Raw genomic sequence first — 20,789 nt, 5'->3', positions numbered from 1 at the left:
TACCTAATATTTTCTGAAAACTAACCATTTAGGTAAAATCATATACCGATACGCTATTAAGCTCTCCGGTTGAGTACGAGTGCCATCCTGATAAAATATTTAGTTCAGATCTGAGTTATAGCTGTCGGTGATTTTAATGGCTGATGGTTTATAACCGTGCTTAGCCCAAATTTTATATTTTTGCGCATATTCCAAACTTTACAAATTAGGATAAACTATGAAACTAAAATTATTAATAGCCCTGGCGGCTGTTACCCTGGCATTAAATGCACGGGCGCAGCACCACGAGTTTTCGGGATGGGGAGCGTGGTTCCACACGCAAAAGTTCTCTGAGCATTGGGGACTTGCTTTCGATGCCCAGTTCCGTTCTGCCGATAACTGGGACTACCTAAAAAACCCGTTGATCCGCCCCGGCGTAAGCTATTACTTTAAGAAAAACAAAATAGCCACCGTAGGTTACCTGTACACCGGCACCCATAAAGTTACCGATACAGAAGACAGCTTCCGCCGTGAGCAACGCATTTGGGAGCAGTACATTTACTCGCACAAAATACAGCGCACAGCTGTAATGCACCGCTTTAGGTTAGAGCAGCGTTTTGTGGATAGCCAGGGTGCTAAAGAAGAATTTTTTGCACAGCGGATGCGGTACTTTATCCGCGGGGTAATACCTACCACCAAGGTTAATGAATTTACTAAAGGCACTTTTGTAGCCCTGCAAAACGAGGTATTTGCTAACATACAAAACAAGGATGCAACCAATGGTAGCATTTTCGACCAAAACAGGGCCTATGTGGCCTTCGGTTACCGTTTCAGCAAAATGCTTGATCTGGAAGCGGGTTATTTAAACCAGTACATTAACCAGGTTGAAACACAGGCTAATACGATGAACCACGTAGCACAGGTGGCATTATATACGAGATTCTAAACCTCTCCCGTGAATTGGGTACGAGATGTAATGATATTGCTGACCCTCTCCACCAGGAGAGGGCTTTTTGTGAATATGCTTTTTTTATTAATTATTCCAGACTGAGCAGCTTGCATTTTTCTTACTACGCTGAAATATAACAAGTGCAACAACCTCAAGTGCAAGACCTAACCCCATTATAACTCCTTTAACAAAATCTGGCAAAAAGAAATAATGGCCGGCAACGGGCATAACAGTTGAAATTAATAAACCACTAATAAAGATGATTAAAGCGGTTTTGGGAATGTTGTTTATTTTCATATTATTTAAATTGATTTAAAATATTTTCTAATCGTAACCGGGTAGCGTTCAGTTTTGCCACGCCTTTTTTAAATTTGCGGGGGCGTACGAAAAACCACATGAATGACAGATAAATGGAGAGCGCTGCATAAGTGCAAATAAGCAAAACCGGATACTGCCGAACAGCCTCATAAGGGTATAGCATCACCCCAACAGTGCAAAATGCCATGATCACAACCATCGTTTTTTTATAATATTTAATCTGGTTTTGCAGCGTTTGCTCTATAAAAAGTAGAAATTCCTGGTTACTATAGTAGTCGAGCTGATAAAAACGCTTAAGCGATCTGATGTTGGTGGCAGCAAGCAATAGCCCGGAAATTGCTATCAACCCTCCTCCTATGTAGGTTATTACCATTTTAAAATCTACAATAAATAATATAGAAATTATTAGAAATGATAACAGGCAGGATGCCACAATAACCAGCCATTTGTTTCTCAGCTTCTCATTACGGAACTTGCTGATCAACATCACCATCTCATCTGAAGTGGGCAAACTGTCTGTATTTGCAGTATGCCAAATGGCTTTCAAATCATCTAATCTGTCCATACGCTTTTAATTTTTTGAGCCAATTTTTCTTTTATCCGATGAATTTTCACCCGTACATTTCCATTGCTCAAACCAACAACTGCGGCTATTTCTGTCTGTGGTAATCCCTCTAGCTCCAGTGAGATGATGATACGATCTGTTTCTTCCAGTTCTGCAATACAGCGGTATAAAAAGTTCAGTTTATCTTCCTGAGGTTCATCATATATCTCGGTTAAATTAGCCGGTAATTCTGCACCGGGCATACGCTTAGAGACCTCTAACGCGCGCAAACAATGGTTTGTAGCTATCCGAAATATCCAGGTGCTGATTTGCGATTTACCCTTAAAGCCGGGCAACCCTTTCCATACAGATATAAAAGTTTCCTGTACTAAATCCCTGGCCTGATCAGCATCATTGGTATATCCTAAGCACACCCGGAATATCTGCGGTGCGTAGCGGTTATAGATTTCCTCAAACGTTGTCATGTCGACCAGGCTGATTTAAAGAGATTTTTCATTTATGCCGGGTTAGATACGACACTTTATAAAATGTTACAGCCTAGTTATTCGCTTCAGGAAATTTTAGTGGTAGAGTATTTGGGTGGACACGAACAACGCGCCAGTCATGTGGAACATTTCTAATTGCCCGTTGTTAACAGGCGTTACAAACGCCCGGAAGCATTAAGCACGCGTTGCAAAAGCGCGCAAGAAAAGACAATGATATTGTATAGTCATCAAAGTGATTCAAGTATAAAAACTACTCCAAGGATAATACTAAAAATCGCCCATATCTTGAATTGAATGTATTGAGGGTATAACTGTCCATTCCAGTTTGTTTCTTCAGAAGCCGGCTTTCTCTTTCTAACATTATTGTACATTAATAATCCAACAATCAAGAAAATGATACCTACAGCTAAGAACTTAAAATCCATATACAACTGTGTTTGTTTTTGACATCCTACTTAAACCTAATCACCACCACCTTACCCGACACGTTCTCGAGCATCGGCTTAAAGATCAACTGTGCATTATCTTCTGCTTTGCTTACAATCTTCATATCATTGGCATTATCCAGCAGGCGCTTTTCAGCGAGTTTGTAAATATCTTCTACCATATTTTTGGCATTGCCGGGGAAGATGGCGCCGGTAATATCATACACTTTCGACCGCTGGTGGTCCAGCTTTACATAGCAGATCTCGGCTTTGGGTAGTAGTACAGTCACCGTATCATGTTTGAGGTTTTGGGTGATGTCGGCCTTTTTTATTTGGGTAAGGTCGATACAGGCGGTTACCTCACCAACTGCTAAAAACAGTACCCGTTCATCGGGCAGTATGGTGTGGATCTGTTTTTTCTCAATCACATCCTTCATGGAGTATTTAACCAGCTCGAGCTTGCCCATGCTGGTGATCTTTTGCACCATCACATCTTCATTTACTTCGGTACGTACTGTTGTAAATTGATGTTTGAGGTAAATGAATAAAAATACAAGAAAGCCAACGATCACCAGGGATACGATGAGGCTGTAAGATACGCGCGAACGGGAGGTTTGGGGCATGATGATTAAATATACTGATTAGACAACAAAAGAGCCGATAAGTTTACCGGCTCTTTTGTTAATTTTTGTCATTGCCAACGTAGTGTAGCAATCTCGTCGCAAGCATATCGTTTATGCATTGGCTACGAGATTGCTTCGTCGTACCTCCTCGCAATGGCAATCTGGTGCTTTATTATCCTCCGTAAGTTACACTTAAAGTAATAGGCACGCTTAATGCTTTTGATACAATACAACCGGCTTTAGCGCCTTCGGCAACTTGTTTAAACTGCTCTTCGGTTACACCGTCAATAGCTGATGCTTTAAGTTCCAGGTGGATGCCTTTAATTTCTAAAGCAACCATATCCAGGTCTAAAATAGCATCGGTGGTCAGGTCGCCGGGAGTGATGCCCTGCTGACTTAGCGCCGCGCCAACTGCCATGGTAAAGCAACCTGCATGTGCAGCTGCAATCAGTTCTTCGGGGTTGGTACCTATGCCATCTTCAAAACGGGTTTTGAAAGAATATTGCGTTTTGTTAAGCGTGGTGCTTTGGGTAGTAATTTCGCCTTTACCTTCTTTTAATGTGCCTGCCCAATGGGCGTTTGCTGTACGTTTCATATTAATGTTTTAATTTGATGATTATAATTTGTCGATTTGTTAATACTTTCTTCCGGACTTCCCTGCTTCCAGACTTCCTGCTTACTTATGAAATTTTGCCCGTTCGTATTGCTCGGGCCATTTAACTTCTACCTCCAGTTCGTGCGCTGCACGAAGCGGGAAGTATGGGTCGCGCAGTAGTTCGCGCGCTAGAAATACAAGGTCAGCCTGGCCGCTGCTGATAATCTCGTTGGCCTGGTCGCTTTTTACAATTAAACCTACTGCTCCTGTTAATATATCGGCTTCGCGTTTTACCTTTTCGGCAAACTCAACCTGGTAACCCAGTTTCAACGGAATTTTAGCAGTTGATACATTACCGCCGGTAGAACAATCTACCAGGTCTACGCCTTTTGTTTTTAACACTTTCGCAAGGGCAACAGAATCATCTGCAGTCCATGCGCCTTCGGTCCATTCAGTGGCTGAGATGCGTACAAACAACAGCTTTTCCTGCGGCCAAACTTCGTGGATGGCTTCGATAATTTCCAGCAGTAAACGGATGCGGTTTTCAAATGATCCGCCATACTCGTCGGTACGGTGGTTACTCCAGGGCGATAAAAACTGGTTAATTAAATAACCATGTGCAGCATGCAGTTCAATGAGGTCGAAACCTGCCTTATCGGCACGGATAGCAGCGGCCTTAAAGTCGGCTATTACTTTTTCAATACCTGCTTTATCTAAAGCCACAGGGGCTTCTTCGCTATCTGTAAATGGCACTGCGCTGGCGGCAAATGTTTTCCACCCGTTAGGCTGATCGAACGGTATTTGCGCACCACCTAGCCATGGTTTTTCGTGGCTGGCCTTACGGCCGGCATGTGCCAGTTGGGTGCCAATGTAAACACCTTGCTGGTGTACAAAATCATTGATCTCTTTCAGCTTTTCGATGTGCTCATCCTTCCAGATGCCCAGATCGGCATACGTAATACGGCCTTCGGGCGATACCGCAGCGGCTTCAGTAATTATTAATGAGGCACCGCCTACTGCCCTGCCGCCTAAATGCACCAGGTGCCAGTTGTTGGCAAAACCATCTGTGCTCGAATATTCGCACATGGGCGATACCACTATGCGGTTTTTTAATTCTATATTTTTTATTGTTATCGGAGAAAATAAATTTGCCATAATGCTATCAAATGTAAAGGAATGAAACACTTTTTATTCCTTTACATTTGTAATAATTAAATGAAATTACTGTGAAATTAGTGCTACTAAAACAGCTTGATAAAAGCTATTTTCAGCATTTTTGATGATAATAATAATTTTCAATAGCAGAGGCAGGCAAAATTCGCCTGCCTCTGCTGTATCGAAATCTGTTATTATTTCAGATCATCATCATCTTTGATATCGTTTTTTGGATAGCCTTCTTCATCCAGATCATCACGGTCATCTTCGGGCGTGCGGGATAATTCTTCATCTAATGGACTCAGTTCAGCAATCCCGCCATCATCAATATGCATCCCTAACGAATCTGCATCGGTTTCTATCGAACGGGTTCTGTCATATTCGCCACGCGTATCATAAGGGTTGGCCTCATCATAGTCAGAGTTAGCATCGCTACCACCCGGTGCAGCAGTATCAAACAATGCGGGCGGGTCATAATCCGGGTCGTCGCTTTCCACCTCTATTTCGTAGCTATCGGTTTCAGGGTCGTATTTCAGGTCCTGGGCGGCAGATTCTTCACCCAAATCGTCTTTTAATGTTTTATCCCTGTCAAGGTTTTCATCGTTCAACTCCGGGTCAAATTGGTCTTTGTTCATAGGTAGTAGTTTTAATATCACAGTAAACTGTATTTGTAAAACGCAGTAGTTTGGTGTTTGTGTTAGCAAGTTAGTGAAAAAAAGAATGAGTAATTATTATTCAATTATTTCATCCTTATCCTCTCCCTTCAAACTTGCCTGTTATCTGCCCCATTCCTCTAGCGTTATCACATCTGCCTGGCGGGGAAAAACCTTGGTTGTCAATACACGATGCACTTCGTCATCGCTATCGGCACAACAATCAGTCAGTACAGTTAAGCGATAATCCTTATCCGCAGCTTCGCGCAGGGTTGACAGCACCACCCCACTGGTGGCTATACCAGTAAGTACGAGATGCTGAATACCCTGCGACCTTAAAATCACCTCCAAATCGCTGCCTGTAAATGCACTGAAACGGCGTTTGGTAACGGTTGCTTCATCGCCCTGCGGCGCTACAGCTGGGTGTACTTTTGTAAAATCGCCCATTATTTTGCCGGCCGACCGTTCTTTAGTACCGGCAAAACTCTTATTATTAGGGCTTATTTCTAGCATACTTTCCCTAAAGCCCACCACTACATATATAACAGGGATCTTATTTCCCCGGGCAATTGCAATAGCCTTAGCAACGTGGTCAATAAAATCTGTAGCATTTGGCAACATAGCCAAAACTCCGGCTTGCATGTCCATTACCAAAAGGGCGGTACTTTGTGTATTTTCCATTTTATATTTGTTTTGATCTAATCAATTCGTATTAAAATATCATCATCGCGATTGTGCAATTTACAGGGATATTACTGGCTCTCAATCATCAATGATTTTAAAACCATGTATAAATGTATTTACAAAATGATACAATTTGGTTTTAATTAAATATTGATTAACTCAATTTTATATATTTGGAACCACTAACCGAAAAGTTATCAAAAATGTCAAAAATTAAAGTAGAAAATCCGGTTGTAGAACTGGACGGCGATGAAATGACCCGCATTATATGGAAGTTTATAAAAGATAAACTAATCCTGCCTTATCTAGATCTGGATATCAAATACTATGATCTGGGCATTGAGTACCGCGACGAAACTAACGACCAGGTAACCATTGATGCTGCTAATGCCATTAAACAATATGGTGTAGGTATTAAATGCGCTACCATTACACCGGATGAAGCCCGTGTAGAAGAGTTTGGTTTGAAACAAATGTGGAAATCGCCAAACGGCACTATCCGTAACATTTTAGATGGTACTGTATTCCGTGAGCCTATTTTGATGAATAATGTACCCCGTTTGGTACCAAACTGGACTGCACCTATCTGCATTGGCCGCCATGCTTTTGGCGACCAGTACCGTGCTACTGATTTTGTAACCAAAGGAAAAGGTAAACTGACTATTAAATTTACACCGGAAGATGGCGGCGAAGAGCAATCATTTGAGGTTTATAACTTTAAAGGTGACGGCGTTGCTTTGGCAATGTACAACACAGACGAATCTATCCGCGGTTTTGCGCATGCTTGTTTTAACCAGGCATTAATGAAAGGCTGGCCTTTATACCTTTCTACCAAAAATACCATTCTTAAAAAATATGATGGCCGCTTTAAAGATATCTTTGAAGAGATCTACCAGGCAGATTATAAACAAAAATTTGCTACCGCAGGTATCACTTATGAGCATCGTTTAATTGATGACATGGTCGCATCGGCCCTTAAATGGAACGGTAACTTTGTTTGGGCTTGTAAAAACTATGACGGCGACGTACAGTCTGACACCGTAGCACAAGGTTTTGGTTCATTAGGTTTAATGACATCTACCCTGGTTACACCAGATGGTACCGTTATGGAGGCAGAAGCAGCACACGGTACCGTTACCCGTCACTTCCGCGAGTACCAGGCAGGCCGCCAAACTTCAACTAACCCAATTGCCTCTATTTTTGCATGGACCCGTGGTTTAGAGTTCCGTGGTATTTTAGATAACAACCGGGAGTTAATTAACTTCTGTAAAGCACTGGAAGAAGTTTGTATTGAAACGGTAGAAAGCGGCAAAATGACCAAAGATTTGGCTATTACCGTTAAGGCTAAAGTAGAACATGGTACCGATTACCTGTACACCGAAGAGTTTTTAGAAGCAATTAACGAAAACCTGAAAGTTAAGTTAGGTAAGTAATTAATTCATAATCTTTACGATACATCATAATGCCCTGCTTTATGCAGGGCATTATTGTTTTATTTAGTGTATCACTACACAAAACAAGCCCGTATTGGTTATATAAGAATAGAAATAGAATATGTCTAAATCGTTAGAAACTGTTGGTTTGTTGTTAATATTGTGTATGATGTTTTTGTTAATGTATATGATATTACCCGCCTAAAAAGTAATACCCGGCAACCAATTCTCAACAATAATTTACTTGCCTTTATTGGCTATATACAACAAAGCCTGCTTAACATTAAGCGGGCTTTGTTGTTTAATACTTATATTTGTTATATGACTTACCTGGAAAGCATACAATCTACACTAAAGCAACTAAAGCCAGATCTTTCTACCAGATATGGTGTGAGTACCTTAGGCTTATTTGGCTCTATTGTGCGTAATGATTTTACAGATGAAAGCGATATCGATATTGTAGTTTCATTTAGCAGACCAATAGGATCAGAGTTTATAACTTTAGCTGATGAACTTGAAGACAGGTTTCAGCGCAAAGTTGATCTCGTGTCGAGAAACGGAATAAAACCAAAGTATTGGGAATTTATTGAACCTGAAGTAATCTATGTCTAAACGAGACCCTGAATTATTGCTCAGCGATATTTTAGTAAGTGCACAATCAATTATTGATTACACTTTAGGTTACAATTATGAACAGTTTCTGGAGGACAGAAAAACAATAGATGCCGTAATTCGTAATTTTGAAATTATTGGAGAAGCAGCAAATCGCCTTTCTATTGATATTAAAGTCGAAATCCCAGAAGTTGAATGGAACAAAATCAGAGGATTTAGAAACCGACTGTACATGACTATTTTGGGATAGATTATAAAATTGTATGGGCTACAAAAGATGAACTATTACCTGGTTTGATCATTGCAATAAAAAATAAATTAAACGTTACAGATTAACACAACACACATATTACCATGTCATCATTATATCCATTAAAATTTAAAACCATTTACAAAGACAAGATTTGGGGCGGACACAAAATTGAGACTTACCTGCACAAAGATTTTGGCGACTTGCCTAATTGCGGCGAAACCTGGGAAATATCGGGCGTTAAAAGCGATGTTTCTGTGGTTGATGGCGGTGCGCTGGATGGCCAGTCGTTAGCCGATTTGTTAGAGCAGTACAAAGATGAGCTGGTGGGCAAAAAAGTGTATGATCACTTCGGTAATATTTTTCCTTTGTTGATTAAGTTTATCGATGCCAATGATGACCTGTCTATCCAGGTACACCCTAATGATGAACTGGCTAAGAAACGCCATAATTCATTTGGCAAAACAGAAATGTGGTATGTTATCGAGGCCGATCCAGGTTCGTCACTAATTACCGGTTTTAACCAGGAAGTTAACGAGCAGGTTTATTTGGAGAAATTTAATAGCGGCCACTTAATGGACATCCTGAACCGCGAGCAGGTTGAGGCGGGTGATGTATTCTTTTTACCGGCAGGCCGTGTGCATACCATTGGTAAGGGATTACTGATTGCCGAAATTCAGCAAACTTCTGATATAACCTATCGTATTTACGATTTCGACCGGGTTGATGATAAAGGCAACAAACGCGAATTGCATACCGAAGAAGCTCTGGCTGCCATTGATTATAAGTTTTATGATGAGTATAAAACTAAGTATCGCGCAGAAAAAAACCAGGACGTACATTTGGTAACCTGCCCATACTTTACCACCAACATACTTGATTTTACCGAAAACACCGCAAAAGATTACAGCAACCTGGATTCATTCGTGATCCATGTTTGTGTAGAGGGTGCGTACGAACTTCAATACGCAGACCAAAGCTACCATGTAAAAATGGGTGATTGCATTTTGCTGCCCAAAACCATTGACAAAGTTGAGTTGATTACTTCTACAGGGTTTAAAATTCTGGAAAGTTATATAGCGTAATCTTTTTTTCTCTTTTACACCATCCGTCATGCTGAACTTGTTTCAGCACCCCACAGGACAGATTTACACCTGCATATTTCGCTTAGCAAGTGGGATGCCGAAACAAGTTCGGCATGACGGATTTATATTTTTTTCTCTTTTACACCATACGTCATGCTGAACTTGTTTCAGCAACCCATAGGACAGATTTACACCTGAATAGTTCGCTTAGTAAGTGGGATGCCGAAACAAGTTCGGCATTACGGATTTATACTTCACTGGTACTTCCAGTTCCTGGATTTACCTTCAGCAAGCCACTCCACAGCAGTGTTCATACGCTTCTGCCGGGTGGCCTCTGTTTTGGTATCAACAAACCATTCGAGGTATTCCTTGCGTTTTGAGTAGCTAAAAGCCTCGAAATATTGCTTTTCATTTATATTCGTAGCCAGCAGATCTTCAAAATCATCCGGCACGGCCAGTTCTGCCTTGGTTGCTACTGCTGGTTTAAGCTTAACCGGCTTAATACCTTGTTTATTATTCTCAACCGTTAAAATTGGGACCTTAAATTACTAAAAACCTTATAAATGCAAAAGCCCGCTTACACGGGCTTTGCATTCTGCGATGATGTAGAAGAGGGCTCTTCTATGGGTTTTGATAAGGTTTAGGTGTATTAAACAAATATGATCGAATTGACGAAAAATGAATAAAATGCGCAATCCGTATTATCACTCAATAAATACCGTGAAAACACCCTTTGCAATTATCATTACAAGTTTCCCCTTAATTCCTGTTCGCGTTCTATAGCTTCAAATAATGCTTTAAAGTTGCCTGCACCAAATGAGCGTGCACCCTTACGCTGTATGATCTCAAAGAAAACCGTCGGTCTGTCTTCTACCGGTTTGGTAAAAATCTGCAGCAGGTATCCTTCATCGTCACGGTCAACCAATATACCCAGCTTTTTAAGCGGCTCAAGGTCTTCGTCAATATGGCCCACGCGATCTAAAAGATCATCATAGTAAGTATTGGGTACTGTTAAAAATTCTACCCCTCGGTTTTTCAATGCAGTTACCGTTTCAACAATATCATGCGTGGCCAGGGCCATGTGCTGTACGCCTTCACCTTCGTAAAACTCCAAATACTCTTCTATCTGCGATTTCCGTTTACCCTCGGCAGGTTCATTGATCGGAAATTTAACATAGCCGTTACCATTGCTCATTACCTTACTCATCAGGGCCGAATATTCGGTAGAGATCATTTTATCATCAAACGTAAGGATGTTACGGAAGCCCATAATATCTTCATAAAAGTTAACCCATTCGTTCATTTTATGCCAGCCCACGTTGCCCACGCAATGGTCTACATAAAGCAAGCCGGTAGGCTCGGGGTTATAGTCAGATTTCCATTCTTTATAACCTGGTAAAAATGCACCGTTGTAATTTTTACGTTCAATGAAAAGATGCACCGTTTCGCCATATAATACAATACCGCTGGTACGCACCTCGCCATGCTCATCGGTTAATGTTTGCGGCTGCTGATAGGCAACTGCGCCACGCTTGGTGGTTTGCTCAAAGGCATCGTAAGCATCATCAACCCAAAGGGCCAGCGCTTTTACACCGTCGCCGTGTTTTTTAACGTGCTCGGCAATGGGATGGTCTGAGTGCAGCGGCGTGGTAAGCACCAGCCTGATCTTGTCCTGCTTTAATACGTACGATACCCTGTCGCGCACACCCGTCTCCGGCCCTGCATACGCCAGGCTCTGAAACCCGAAGGCAGTTTTATAAAAGTGAGCCGCCTGCTTGGCATTGCCCACATAAAATTCGATGTAATCCGTACCGTTCAACGGCAGGAAATCTGCAGTTTTTGTTGTTTGTTCTATTGTTAATGTTTCCATATAGCCCCCTCTAAATCTCCCCCGACAGGGGAGACTTTTTTATTTTTATATTTTTGTTAATTCTTGCTTTTTAAGCCTTCCCCTTCAGGGGAGGGTTTGGGTGGGGCTTTTACTCCGCCCAACTCTTATAATAATTCGGGTCTTCGATTTTTATCGCATCTTCAGTCAGCATCAGCGGATGAAATGGATCTATCATTACCGCCAATTCTTCTGTACTTTCCTTCCCGATTGATTTCTCTACCGAACCCGGATGCGGGCCATGCGGGATACCGCCCGGATGCAGCGTAATTTGCCCTTTCACCATATTTTTACGGCTCATAAAATCACCGTCTACATAGTAAAGCAGTTCGTCGCTATCTACATTACTGTGGTTGTAAGGTGCGGGAATAGACTGCGGATGGTAATCGAACTTGCGCGGCACAAAAGAGCAGATCACAAAGTTATTGCCCTCGAAAGTCTGGTGCACCGGTGGCGGCTGGTGCAAGCGGCCGGTTATCGGCTCGAAATCGTGAATGGAAAATGCCCAGGGATAATGCAGGCCATCCCAGCCAATAAAATCAAAAGGATGGGTGCCGTAAACATACGGGTATATCAATCCTTGTTTTTTGATGAGTACTTTAAAATCGCCCCTTTCATCGTGCGTTTCCAGGTTTTGCGGGCGTTTAATGTCCCGCTCGCAATAAGGCGAATGCTCCATCAGCTGGCCAAAAGCATTGCGGTAACGTTTTGGCGTACGGATGGGGCTAAAGCTCTCTACAATAAACAGGCGGTTATCGGTATCGTTAAAATGCAGCTGGTAAATGGTTCCGCGAGGGATAACGAGGTAGTCGCCGTATTCGAATTTGATATTGCCGAAGCCGGTTTTCAATTCGCCTGAACCTTTGTGGATAAAGATTACTTCATCGGCCTGGCTGTTCTTATAAAAATAATCCGTCATGCTTTGGCGGGGTGCCGCCAGGGAAATATGCAGATCGCTGTTTACCAGCACCGGTTTACGGCTTTGCAGATAATCATCTTCGGGCCGGATGTTGAAGCCGATGAGGCTGGTATGTTTCAGGTGTTTTTCGCGGGCTATCTTTGGTTCTACACTGTAAGGCTCGCCCAGTTCTTTAACAATAGTTGGCGGATAACAGTGGTATACCAGCGAATACATGCTCGAAAAACCTTCGGTAGAAACCAGTTCTTCGGCATAAAGCGAACCATCCGGTTTACGGAAAATGGTATGACGCTTATGAGGGATTTCTCCCAGCGTATGGTAAAATGGCATAATAGTTACTAATTGGTTAGTAGTAAAACGTTACAGCAAGTAAATGGTTGTACCTGAGTATACTGCAGCCAATACCTCAATGAGGCTGGGCAAACAGACCGGTTAAAGAGTAACCGAGTATTGAGCGAACACTATTTTGGACAGCATAGCATAACGAAAAGCAACAACGATTTGCATCGAGAGAAGCCTTTGTACGCGGTATGTCTGTTTAAACAGGTTCATGGGTGTTTTTGGTGAAGCTAAGGTAGCTTATAAAAATTAATATGCAAGCATAATATTAACGAAGCAAAATTTGTTTTAGTTTTGGTTAACCACCATTATTATCAACCTTATGAAGTTAGTATCCTACAAAACCGAAGACCGGGAGCATCTGGGTATTTTTGTTAATGGCCACATTTACAACCTGCACTCGTGCGATAAGCTGATACCCGATAATATGAATGCCTTTTTACAAGAAGGCGACGAGCTAATGGAACATGCCCAGCGTGTACACCAGTCCATTAGCAACGGCAAATTAGATGCCCGCGAAGAATTGTTTTTCGAGCTGATGGCGCCAGTACCCCACCCTGCCTCATGCAGGGATGGATACGCCTTCAGGCAGCATGTAGAAACTGCCCGCCGCAATCGTAAAGTGCCCATGATACCAGAGTTTGACCAGTATCCTGTATTTTACTTTACCAACCACAATGCCATACAAGGCCCCGGTGAAATAGCCTGCATGCCCGACCATTTTGATAAGCTCGATTTTGAACTGGAAGTAGCCATTGTGATTAATAAAAAAGGCCGCAACATTAAAGCTGCTGAGGCCGACAGCTATATTGCCGGTTATATGATTATGAACGACATGAGCGCACGCACCCTGCAAATGGACGAAATGCTGCTTAACCTGGGCCCCGCTAAAGGAAAAGATTTCTCGACCGTAATTGGCCCCTGGCTGGTTACGGTCGATGAACTGGAACCTTACAAAGTTGCCGCCCAGCCCGGCCACACCGGCAATGCCTACAACCTGCAAATGAATTGCCGTGTTAATGGCAATCAAGTATCTGCCGGCAACTTTGCCGACATGAATTGGACCTTTGCCGAGATCATAGAACGCTGTTCTTACGGTTGCGATATCCTTCCCGGCGATGTGATAGGCTCGGGCACAGTAGGCACCGGCTGTTTCCTGGAACTAAACGGTACCGGCTTACTAAATGACCCCAACTACCCCGTGCAATGGTTACAATCCGGCGATTTGATTGAGATGGATGTTACAGGTTTGGGGATGCTGGGTAATGTGATTACGAAGGTGGATAGTGATTGGAGTATCCTGGGGAAGAAGAAGTAAGCGCGCTGACGTCATCCCGAACTTGTTTCGGGAACCCACTTGCTAAGCAAACTATGCAAGTTGCACACCTGTCCTGTGGGGTGCTGAAACAAGTTCAGCATGACGGGTTTATACTTTTACAGCTTATCTTGCTAAGCAAACTATGCAAGTTGCATACCCGTTCTGTGGGGTGCTGAAACAAGTTCAGCATGACGGGTTTATACTTTTACAGCTTATACTGCTACCGCCATTAACCCCTGCTAACTCTCCATTATATGCCCAAAACCTGCTTCAATTTCACATAACCAGATTTACTAACCGGAATTTTAGCGCCTGATTTGAGGATGGCAATGTGTGAATCCTTTTCGTAAGGATCTATACGGGTGATCTGATCTATGGCCACAATGTAGGAACGATGCACCCGAACAAACTGTCGAACATCGAGCACTTTCTCGAAGAAACTCATGGTTTTATTTTTAAGGAAAGAACCTTCGGCGGTGTGTACGCTAACGTAATCATCATCAGCTTCCAGATAAATCACATCGTGTACAGGGATGATTTTCACCTTGGTACCCGTCTTCACCACAATACGATCGTGTTGTATTGGCGACTGCGTAGCAACTTCCTCCAATAAATTCTCTGTCTGTTTTTGATACTGGACAACCGTACCGCTTTGTGCCAGGTATTTATCAACCGCCTTATGAAAACGTTCTTTACTGAAAGGTTTCAGCAGATAATCTATCGCATGGGCTTCAAAAGCCTTAATGGCAAATTCGTCAAAGGCGGTGGTAAAAATTACTGCGGGTGGCTGCTCTAATAATTCAAGCATCTCAAAACCATTGATCTTGGGCATCTGCACATCCAGAAATATCAGGTCGGGTTGCGATTGCATAATAGCTTTCATGCCTTCAAAGCCGTCGCCGCACTCCTGTATTACCTGTATCTGGTCTTTATAATCCTGCAAATATTCCAGAACCACCATACGCGCCAGTGGTTCGTCATCAATGATAAGTACTTGTTTCATTAGGGCTGAGGTATTTTTATTATGGTTGTAAAGATATTATCATTTACATAAGTTTCAACCAAGTCATTACGGGTATATATTAAATATAAGCGGCGCTGCATGCCACTTAAGCCAAAACCTGTACCCTGGCGCGGTTTAGCGGTTTGTGGATCGTACGGATTTTGTACGATGATCACCAGGTAACCTTCATCAACCTCTCCCCTTAAACTTACCACCACATCGCCGGTGGTATCATACAAGCCAAATTTAATGGCATTTTCTACCACAGGTTGCAAAAGTAATGGCGGCATTACTGCTGTGCGGCATTGTTCATCACAGCTAATTTCGGTTTGCAAGCGATGCCCGAAACGTACCTTTTCAATATCAAGATATAATTGCAGATGCGCCAGTTCTTCGTTTAGCGTAACCTGTTGTTGGTCATCTTTCTTTAAAGTCCCCCGCAAAAAGTCCGACAATTGGTGGATCATCTTCCGGGCCTCCTCTGGTTTAAAACCTATTAGCGCGTTAATAGAGTTTAAACTATTAAATAAAAAGTGGGGTTGTAATTGCTGGCGTAGGTTGTATAACTCGGCCTCTTTAGCCAGTTTTTCGGCTTCTGCTTTACGCTTCTCATTCTCCTTATTGTCCTGCTGGGCATACCACACCAGGCTGATCATGGCCATCCAGCCGATGGCCAAAAAGTTGGTAAAGTAGCGGATGATCAATGATTTTATTACGAATACAAAATATTCGCCGTCGCCAATAATTTGCGGCAATGCAAAGCGGGAAATAGCTAAACAAATGCCAGCCAGCAAAGCGCACCAGATCAGCAGGTTTAAGTAACTGCTTTTGGATGGTTGATAGAATCTTAGCGTATTATCAATTAGCCAGCAGGCACCTGCCAGGGCTACCGAGCTGATCACGCTATCTGTAAAGGCTACATACCAGGTAAAACCATAGCTGTGTATCAGATACACCTGCAATGCAGTCCAGATAACGCCGCAGGCCACAAAGCCCCAGCGAAGGTTTACAAAGGTTGATACAGGTGCACTCAAAACGGGTCAGTTTTTTTAATTGTTCAGTTCTATCAGGGCAGCTTTATGGTTTGCCCAGGCCATGTACAGGTCGGCATTATCTGCCTTGTGGATGTTGTAGTACAATTCGGCGCCATCGGTTAGTGCAGCAAGCTGTTTAACTTCGGCTACGTTTACAAACTGCCACTTTACAGTTTGCTTGGCATCATTTAAAAACCGGTTTTCATTATCCCGGCCAATCTTCGCTGCTTTTTCAAAAGCTTCGCACTTGCTTTCGGCACTAATCAGGCGCAGTTGCTCATCGAACTGCGCCTGGTGGTTACCTTCATTACTAATGATGCGGAAAATTACTTTTGCAACGTACCAGTTCATGAATGATTGTTTTAGTGTGATTGAGTGATTAGTAACTTTTTACTTCTACACCGGCAAATATCGATGTGCCTTTGAGTACCAATATCTTTTCTGTGCTTAGCGGTATAGCTCCGGGGCGGCGTTTATCATCAATACCGGCAAATACAGCGGCCAGGTCCGATGTTACCTGCCAGTGTGGTGGTACTATAATTTTAATGCCGCCAAACAGCTGGGTAATGTCTATATATACACGGCCGCTAATATCGGCCTGGGTAAAGTTGAGTTCTGTTCCGCCGAAGATGTTGACCACCTCGCCGCCTTTAAAATCTTTAGAAAGGATTGTTTTATGTACACTGCCAAAAACAGAGGTGGTATCAATATGGTCATCACCGGTTGCGTGATTTGATGTACCAAATACCTGCTCGGTTGCTATGGGGTTGCCCTGCTCGTCTACATTTACTTTAGCATCCCACTCTGGCGTTGCATAGGCATTAACATTGTTGTAAGTACCCCATTTGTGTCTGAAGCTCTTGTTGAACTTATCTTTACCCATAATTACCCAAAGGCCAAGAATGATTAAAATAACCGGCCAGATAAAATGTGACAGGTCGAAACCTGGGAAAATATCGTCGGCCAAAAACAGGGCGCCGATAACGATCATGATAATTGAACCCGTGTTTCTGAAATTATGCTTGGCACCACTGTAGATACCAACCACGATGAGGATAACAGGCCACCTGAATAACCACCATGGGGCAACTAAATAGTTTAACTGTTGAAACAGCAAGATGCCGCCAAAAATCAACAGTACAAGTCCGGCGATGGCCTTTCCTTTGCCGGGCTTTTGAGGATATATTGTGTCGTTGTTCATTGTTCTGAATTAAAATCTTATCCAAAACTATAATAACAATGCATATATGCCAATTAATAACTGGCTGTTAGTAATAAAAACTCGGTAAACAGGGTTGATGGCTCGGTGAAAGTTGTTGAGCGGTTATTTGCTATTGAGTTATTAGGTTAATGGATATTAGTTATAAGCAAAAAGAGTTATTAAGTGCTTGACCGCACCTAATAACTCAATAACGAATAACTTAATAACTCTCTTATAAAAACATCCCGCCCGATGCTTCAATACGCTGCGCGGTGATCCAGCGGGCATCGTCTGAACATAAGAAGGCCACTACGCCACCAATATCATCGGGCTGGCCAATACGGCCAAGCGCAGTTTGTGATGACAGAAATTCGATCACACCCGGGTGTTCCCTGGCTGCTGCTGTAAAATCTGTCTCTATAATGCCAGGGGCAATCAGGTTAACAGTTATGCCTCGCGAGCCTAACTCTTTAGCCAGGTATTTGGTTAATACCTCTATAGCACCTTTCATAGATGCATAAGCTGCATAGCCAGGGGTTGCAAAGCGGGTTAAACCTGTTGAAGTGTTAACAATACGGCCACCATCGGCAATTACCGTTAGTAAAGTTTGGGTTAAAAAGAAAACGCCTTTAAAGTGAATGTTAAACAAATTATCGAAATCTGCTTCGGTAGCTTGTGCAAATGGTGCGGCTGCATCTATACCGGCATTGTTTATCAAAAAGTTAAACTGGGTTACGCCCCATACTTTTTGCAGGGTTACTAACAATTCTGCCTTAAAAGCATCGAAGGTTTTAACATCGCCGGCATTGAGTTGCAGGGCGGCGGCTTTGCGGCCTAAGCCTTCAATTTCGGCCACTACCTTATCGGCTTCGTCTTTACGGCTGTTATAGGTAATAATTACGTCGTTGCCTTTTTTAGCCAGTGCAAGGGCTTCGTTTTTGCCTAGTCCGCGGCTGCTGCCGGTTACCAGTGCTATTTTGTTTGTTGCTTCCATAATGTCTTGATTGTTAAATGAACAATACAAATGTCCAAATAGTTACAAGTTATATTATGGTGACTGTTTCAGTTTAAATGGTGACTGTTTCAGTTTTTTGGTTCGATTGACGGTATTTGTTCGGTGTGATCCCCTCAAAGTGTTTGAAAAACTTGGTAAAGTTGGATGGATCATAAGTTAGCTTCCTGGCAATCTCGGCTATCGGCATATTGGTATTCACCAACTGATCGCGCACAATATCCAGGATACGGTGCTCGATGAAATAACAAGGCGCTTTTCCGGTAGTAAGCTTAATGGTATTACTTAAATGAGTAGGGTGAATATGCAGATGCTCTGCAAAGTCCCTGATCTCATACATATCAATAGCAGCACCGCTCAAAATATCATCGAGGTGCTTATCTATCGCCTTCAGGTAATCGGCAGTAATTTCGTGCTGGCGCGCGAAGATCTTTTTGGGAATTTTGGCTGCAAGGGTTTCCATATTACTAAATTACTTAATTGTTGATCGAGTTGACTATGTAAAAAAGTTTATATCTGTTATATTAGAATCATGAATTCCTCAACCACCTTATCGTACACAGAAAAAGAATATACAATTAAACCCGGATGGAAGATATTTGTTAAAGGCTTTGCTCTACTCATGTTTGCCGGGGCAGGTTATTGCCTGTATCTTTTAACGCAGAAAAATGAAAATCCTTACATATTACTTGCTGTTGCCATACCGGTAAGTGTTTTGGCTTACTGCGCCTGGCTTGATACCGACAAAAACAAAATTGTAATAACGAATGACAGCATTACCAGGCGAAGCTTTATTAAGCGGAAAGAATTAGCCATCAGACACATTAAAGGATATAATATAAATAAGGACAATATTTTTATCAAACCAATTTCTTCTGCCTACCCCCAAATATCCATCAGCGGAATAAGCTATTGGCAAAATTCGCAAGAAATACAACATTGGCTGCAAACCAACCTCATTGATCTCGATTCTGCTGCTTACGAAGAAGAACTACAAACAATATTAGAAGATAAAGGCCTTGGCATCACAACTGAAGACAGGCAACAAAAATTGGCATCTGCTAAAAAAATATGTACTTATTTTAACATAGCAGGCATTATTCTATTTTTTGTACTCCTTATGTTTCCGCGTCCTTACCAGTTAATGATATCAATTGCGTTGCTAATGCCCATGATTTGCATTATTGTTTTTTACGTAAATGCGGGTACAATAACTATGGTTGATGATAGTAAAAAGAATGCTTACCCAACCCTTTCAACAGCATTGTTTTTTTTGGTAGGAGCATTGTTACTTAGAATGATGATAGATTATGATTTGCTTGATTATACACAATGTATTACACCCGTTATCATTATTGCTTCATCATTAGCCTTTGTTTTTTTCCTGATTTATAAATTGAGAAAACCATATAAATTTAGTTATACCCTTGCTATAATTATTGCGATATACAGCTATGCCGGATTTGTTGCTGTAAACTGTGTGTTTGATAACGGCACTGCAAAAACATACCAGGCTACGGTTTTAAGCAAGCATATTTCGCACGGTAAAACAACAACCTATTATTTAGAAATTACTAAATGGGGATTAAGAAAAACTTCTGAAGATGAGAGCGTACCGAGTTCTATATACAACAATGTTAAATCCGGACAAAGTATAAATGTTTACGTTAAGCCAGGGAGATTGAACATCCCATGGTATTTTTTATCAAATAATTAATCACTTCACCAACCTCTTCCACATCCCATCCTCCGCATATTTTTTAATAACAGCATTACGATCAATCAATAATTTTTCGAGGTAAGCAGTCAGAATAAATTTATCCACAATAAACCCTAATACGCCAAAAGGTGATTGGAAACTAAATACATCCGTCATCATTGTACCGCCAACTTGAGACTGAAAAGTATGGGTATGAACGATATATTTAAACGGACCTTTCACCATTTCATCGGTAAAAGATTCATTAGATACCAGGCTGGTGATTTTGGAGGTCATCTTAAACCAAACACCAAAGTGCCGGGCGCGCCAGGTTACAAATTCGCCAAGTTTGATGAGGCCGGTGGTTGTGCCTGCTATAGCTTCTTCGTTGGTGTGAACTGTAGAAATTTTATGGAGATCGATGTTGAGTGAAAGATCAAAACAAACCTTTGGCGGTGCTGCAATAAAGGTTTGTAAGCTAATCTGGGGCATCGTTTTATAAAGGTATATCATTTCGAACGTATGTGAGAAATGACAAAATTTCTAAAGCCCTCCCCTAAGGGGA

At 42.0% G+C, this 20,789-nt stretch carries 25 protein-coding genes; 7 read left to right on the top strand and 18 right to left on the bottom strand.

The window, feature by feature from the left end; all coding sequences use genetic code 11:
• Nucleotides 1–217 precede the first annotated feature (217 nt).
• Nucleotides 218–925, top strand: a complete 708-nt coding sequence (locus RG47T_RS02200; protein ID WP_074487806.1) for a DUF2490 domain-containing protein — start codon at nt 218–220, stop codon at nt 923–925.
• An 87-nt stretch (nt 926–1,012) separates the two neighbouring features.
• On the opposite strand, the gene RG47T_RS02195 is transcribed toward RG47T_RS02200, so the two are convergent.
• From RG47T_RS02195 to RG47T_RS02155, 8 genes are all read right to left on the bottom strand, one after another.
• Nucleotides 1,013–1,225, bottom strand: a complete 213-nt coding sequence (locus RG47T_RS02195) for a hypothetical protein (RefSeq protein ID WP_074487805.1) — start codon at nt 1,223–1,225, stop codon at nt 1,013–1,015.
• A 1-nt stretch (nt 1,226) separates the two neighbouring features.
• Nucleotides 1,227–1,811, bottom strand: coding sequence for a hypothetical protein (locus RG47T_RS02190; RefSeq protein ID WP_074487803.1), 585 nt, complete (start codon nt 1,809–1,811; stop codon nt 1,227–1,229).
• Nucleotides 1,799–2,275: an RNA polymerase sigma factor gene (locus tag RG47T_RS02185; protein ID WP_074487802.1), complete on the bottom strand. Its 477-nt coding sequence runs from the start codon at nt 2,273–2,275 to the stop codon at nt 1,799–1,801. Before RG47T_RS02185 ends, RG47T_RS02190 begins: the two co-directional genes overlap by 13 nt.
• A 472-nt stretch (nt 2,276–2,747) precedes the next feature.
• Nucleotides 2,748–3,344 carry a DUF4230 domain-containing protein gene (locus tag RG47T_RS02175; protein WP_074487799.1) on the bottom strand — a complete coding sequence of 199 codons (597 nt, stop codon included), beginning with the start codon at nt 3,342–3,344 and terminating at the stop codon, nt 2,748–2,750.
• Between the two features lie 172 nt (nt 3,345–3,516).
• Nucleotides 3,517–3,939 carry an OsmC family peroxiredoxin gene (locus RG47T_RS02170; protein ID WP_074487797.1) on the bottom strand — a complete coding sequence of 141 codons (423 nt, stop codon included), beginning with the start codon at nt 3,937–3,939 and terminating at the stop codon, nt 3,517–3,519.
• An 81-nt stretch (nt 3,940–4,020) separates the two neighbouring features.
• A complete protein-coding gene (gene namA / locus RG47T_RS02165) occupies nt 4,021–5,094 on the bottom strand; it encodes an NADPH dehydrogenase NamA (RefSeq protein WP_074487795.1) in 1,074 nt (357 codons plus the stop codon).
• Between the two features lie 194 nt (nt 5,095–5,288).
• On the bottom strand, nt 5,289–5,729 hold the full coding sequence (locus tag RG47T_RS02160; RefSeq protein WP_074487793.1) for a hypothetical protein: 441 nt from the start codon (nt 5,727–5,729) through the stop codon (nt 5,289–5,291).
• A 141-nt stretch (nt 5,730–5,870) separates the two neighbouring features.
• Nucleotides 5,871–6,428 (bottom strand): cysteine hydrolase family protein, encoded by a 558-nt coding sequence (locus tag RG47T_RS02155; protein ID WP_074487791.1) that lies wholly within the window; start codon nt 6,426–6,428, stop codon nt 5,871–5,873.
• 206 nt (nt 6,429–6,634) lie between these two features.
• Between RG47T_RS02155 and RG47T_RS02150 the strand changes: the two genes are divergently transcribed.
• From RG47T_RS02150 to RG47T_RS02135, 4 genes are all read left to right on the top strand, one after another.
• Nucleotides 6,635–7,864: an NADP-dependent isocitrate dehydrogenase gene (locus tag RG47T_RS02150; protein ID WP_074487789.1), complete on the top strand. Its 1,230-nt coding sequence runs from the start codon at nt 6,635–6,637 to the stop codon at nt 7,862–7,864.
• A gap of 321 nt (nt 7,865–8,185) precedes the next feature.
• Nucleotides 8,186–8,476, top strand: coding sequence for a nucleotidyltransferase family protein (locus tag RG47T_RS02145; protein WP_074493043.1), 291 nt, complete (start codon nt 8,186–8,188; stop codon nt 8,474–8,476).
• Nucleotides 8,469–8,726, top strand: coding sequence for a HepT-like ribonuclease domain-containing protein (locus tag RG47T_RS02140; RefSeq protein ID WP_216350993.1), 258 nt, complete (start codon nt 8,469–8,471; stop codon nt 8,724–8,726). Before RG47T_RS02145 ends, RG47T_RS02140 begins: the two co-directional genes overlap by 8 nt.
• 104 nt (nt 8,727–8,830) lie before the next feature.
• The gene (locus RG47T_RS02135) at nt 8,831–9,811 is read left to right on the top strand and encodes a type I phosphomannose isomerase catalytic subunit (protein ID WP_074487788.1); all 981 of its coding nucleotides are present in this window, start codon (nt 8,831–8,833) and stop codon (nt 9,809–9,811) included.
• A 254-nt stretch (nt 9,812–10,065) separates the two neighbouring features.
• Here the strand turns inward: RG47T_RS02135 and RG47T_RS02130 are convergent, their stop codons facing one another.
• From RG47T_RS02130 to RG47T_RS02120, 3 genes are all read right to left on the bottom strand, one after another.
• Nucleotides 10,066–10,263: a YdeI/OmpD-associated family protein gene (locus RG47T_RS02130; protein WP_074487785.1), complete on the bottom strand. Its 198-nt coding sequence runs from the start codon at nt 10,261–10,263 to the stop codon at nt 10,066–10,068.
• Nucleotides 10,264–10,556: 293 nt separating this feature from the next.
• A complete protein-coding gene (hppD, locus tag RG47T_RS02125) occupies nt 10,557–11,681 on the bottom strand; it encodes a 4-hydroxyphenylpyruvate dioxygenase (protein WP_074487783.1) in 1,125 nt (374 codons plus the stop codon).
• A gap of 109 nt (nt 11,682–11,790) precedes the next feature.
• On the bottom strand, nt 11,791–12,948 hold the full coding sequence (locus RG47T_RS02120; protein WP_074487781.1) for a homogentisate 1,2-dioxygenase: 1,158 nt from the start codon (nt 12,946–12,948) through the stop codon (nt 11,791–11,793).
• Between the two features lie 331 nt (nt 12,949–13,279).
• Here RG47T_RS02120 and RG47T_RS02115 point away from each other — a divergent pair, with 331 nt between their 5' ends.
• On the top strand, nt 13,280–14,275 hold the full coding sequence (locus RG47T_RS02115; RefSeq protein WP_074487779.1) for a fumarylacetoacetate hydrolase family protein: 996 nt from the start codon (nt 13,280–13,282) through the stop codon (nt 14,273–14,275).
• A 250-nt stretch (nt 14,276–14,525) separates the two neighbouring features.
• Here RG47T_RS02115 and RG47T_RS02110 read toward each other — a convergent pair whose 3' ends face one another.
• From RG47T_RS02110 to RG47T_RS02085, 6 genes are all read right to left on the bottom strand, one after another.
• A complete protein-coding gene (locus RG47T_RS02110) occupies nt 14,526–15,278 on the bottom strand; it encodes a LytR/AlgR family response regulator transcription factor (protein ID WP_074487777.1) in 753 nt (250 codons plus the stop codon).
• Complete coding sequence (locus RG47T_RS02105) at nt 15,278–16,312, bottom strand: sensor histidine kinase (RefSeq protein WP_074487775.1); 1,035 nt, start codon at nt 16,310–16,312, stop codon at nt 15,278–15,280. The genes RG47T_RS02110 and RG47T_RS02105 overlap by 1 nt, the downstream gene beginning before the upstream one ends.
• Before the next feature lie 15 nt (nt 16,313–16,327).
• Nucleotides 16,328–16,663: a DUF4288 domain-containing protein gene (locus RG47T_RS02100; protein ID WP_074487773.1), complete on the bottom strand. Its 336-nt coding sequence runs from the start codon at nt 16,661–16,663 to the stop codon at nt 16,328–16,330.
• 28 nt (nt 16,664–16,691) lie between these two features.
• On the bottom strand, nt 16,692–17,513 hold the full coding sequence (locus RG47T_RS02095; RefSeq protein WP_074487771.1) for a LiaF transmembrane domain-containing protein: 822 nt from the start codon (nt 17,511–17,513) through the stop codon (nt 16,692–16,694).
• Between the two features lie 232 nt (nt 17,514–17,745).
• Nucleotides 17,746–18,507: an SDR family NAD(P)-dependent oxidoreductase gene (locus RG47T_RS02090; RefSeq protein WP_074487770.1), complete on the bottom strand. Its 762-nt coding sequence runs from the start codon at nt 18,505–18,507 to the stop codon at nt 17,746–17,748.
• A gap of 73 nt (nt 18,508–18,580) precedes the next feature.
• Nucleotides 18,581–18,988: a helix-turn-helix domain-containing protein gene (locus RG47T_RS02085; RefSeq protein WP_074487768.1), complete on the bottom strand. Its 408-nt coding sequence runs from the start codon at nt 18,986–18,988 to the stop codon at nt 18,581–18,583.
• 69 nt (nt 18,989–19,057) lie between these two features.
• Here RG47T_RS02085 and RG47T_RS02080 point away from each other — a divergent pair, with 69 nt between their 5' ends.
• Complete coding sequence (locus tag RG47T_RS02080; protein ID WP_074487766.1) at nt 19,058–20,242, top strand: hypothetical protein; 1,185 nt, start codon at nt 19,058–19,060, stop codon at nt 20,240–20,242.
• Here the strand turns inward: RG47T_RS02080 and RG47T_RS02075 are convergent, their stop codons facing one another.
• On the bottom strand, nt 20,243–20,716 hold the full coding sequence (locus RG47T_RS02075) for an SRPBCC family protein (RefSeq protein ID WP_074493041.1): 474 nt from the start codon (nt 20,714–20,716) through the stop codon (nt 20,243–20,245).
• Nucleotides 20,717–20,789 lie beyond the last annotated feature (73 nt).

The sequence above is a fragment of the Mucilaginibacter polytrichastri genome (genome assembly GCF_001911425.1).
Taxonomy (GTDB): Bacteria; Bacteroidota; Bacteroidia; order Sphingobacteriales; family Sphingobacteriaceae; genus Mucilaginibacter; species Mucilaginibacter polytrichastri.
Note: the sequence above shows the minus strand (reverse complement) of the source record. Positions and strands in the feature narration are given on the sequence as shown.

Coding starts and splice junctions, on each gene's coding strand:
- RG47T_RS02100 (WP_074487773.1), bottom strand. CDS start 16,663: ATGAACTGGTACGTTGCAAAAGTAATTTTCCGCATCATTAGTAATGAA.
- hppD (WP_074487783.1), bottom strand. CDS start 11,681: ATGGAAACATTAACAATAGAACAAACAACAAAAACTGCAGATTTCCTG.
- RG47T_RS02175 (WP_074487799.1), bottom strand. CDS start 3,344: ATGCCCCAAACCTCCCGTTCGCGCGTATCTTACAGCCTCATCGTATCC.
- RG47T_RS02200 (WP_074487806.1), top strand. CDS start 218: ATGAAACTAAAATTATTAATAGCCCTGGCGGCTGTTACCCTGGCATTA.
- RG47T_RS02115 (WP_074487779.1), top strand. CDS start 13,280: ATGAAGTTAGTATCCTACAAAACCGAAGACCGGGAGCATCTGGGTATT.
- RG47T_RS02195 (WP_074487805.1), bottom strand. CDS start 1,225: ATGAAAATAAACAACATTCCCAAAACCGCTTTAATCATCTTTATTAGT.
- RG47T_RS02190 (WP_074487803.1), bottom strand. CDS start 1,811: ATGGACAGATTAGATGATTTGAAAGCCATTTGGCATACTGCAAATACA.
- RG47T_RS02085 (WP_074487768.1), bottom strand. CDS start 18,988: ATGGAAACCCTTGCAGCCAAAATTCCCAAAAAGATCTTCGCGCGCCAG.
- RG47T_RS02160 (WP_074487793.1), bottom strand. CDS start 5,729: ATGAACAAAGACCAATTTGACCCGGAGTTGAACGATGAAAACCTTGAC.
- RG47T_RS02090 (WP_074487770.1), bottom strand. CDS start 18,507: ATGGAAGCAACAAACAAAATAGCACTGGTAACCGGCAGCAGCCGCGGA.
- RG47T_RS02150 (WP_074487789.1), top strand. CDS start 6,635: ATGTCAAAAATTAAAGTAGAAAATCCGGTTGTAGAACTGGACGGCGAT.
- RG47T_RS02120 (WP_074487781.1), bottom strand. CDS start 12,948: ATGCCATTTTACCATACGCTGGGAGAAATCCCTCATAAGCGTCATACC.
- RG47T_RS02075 (WP_074493041.1), bottom strand. CDS start 20,716: ATGCCCCAGATTAGCTTACAAACCTTTATTGCAGCACCGCCAAAGGTT.
- RG47T_RS02140 (WP_216350993.1), top strand. CDS start 8,469: ATGTCTAAACGAGACCCTGAATTATTGCTCAGCGATATTTTAGTAAGT.
- RG47T_RS02135 (WP_074487788.1), top strand. CDS start 8,831: ATGTCATCATTATATCCATTAAAATTTAAAACCATTTACAAAGACAAG.
- RG47T_RS02095 (WP_074487771.1), bottom strand. CDS start 17,513: ATGAACAACGACACAATATATCCTCAAAAGCCCGGCAAAGGAAAGGCC.
- RG47T_RS02155 (WP_074487791.1), bottom strand. CDS start 6,428: ATGGAAAATACACAAAGTACCGCCCTTTTGGTAATGGACATGCAAGCC.
- RG47T_RS02185 (WP_074487802.1), bottom strand. CDS start 2,275: ATGACAACGTTTGAGGAAATCTATAACCGCTACGCACCGCAGATATTC.
- namA (WP_074487795.1), bottom strand. CDS start 5,094: ATGGCAAATTTATTTTCTCCGATAACAATAAAAAATATAGAATTAAAA.
- RG47T_RS02170 (WP_074487797.1), bottom strand. CDS start 3,939: ATGAAACGTACAGCAAACGCCCATTGGGCAGGCACATTAAAAGAAGGT.
- RG47T_RS02145 (WP_074493043.1), top strand. CDS start 8,186: ATGACTTACCTGGAAAGCATACAATCTACACTAAAGCAACTAAAGCCA.
- RG47T_RS02110 (WP_074487777.1), bottom strand. CDS start 15,278: ATGAAACAAGTACTTATCATTGATGACGAACCACTGGCGCGTATGGTG.
- RG47T_RS02080 (WP_074487766.1), top strand. CDS start 19,058: ATGAATTCCTCAACCACCTTATCGTACACAGAAAAAGAATATACAATT.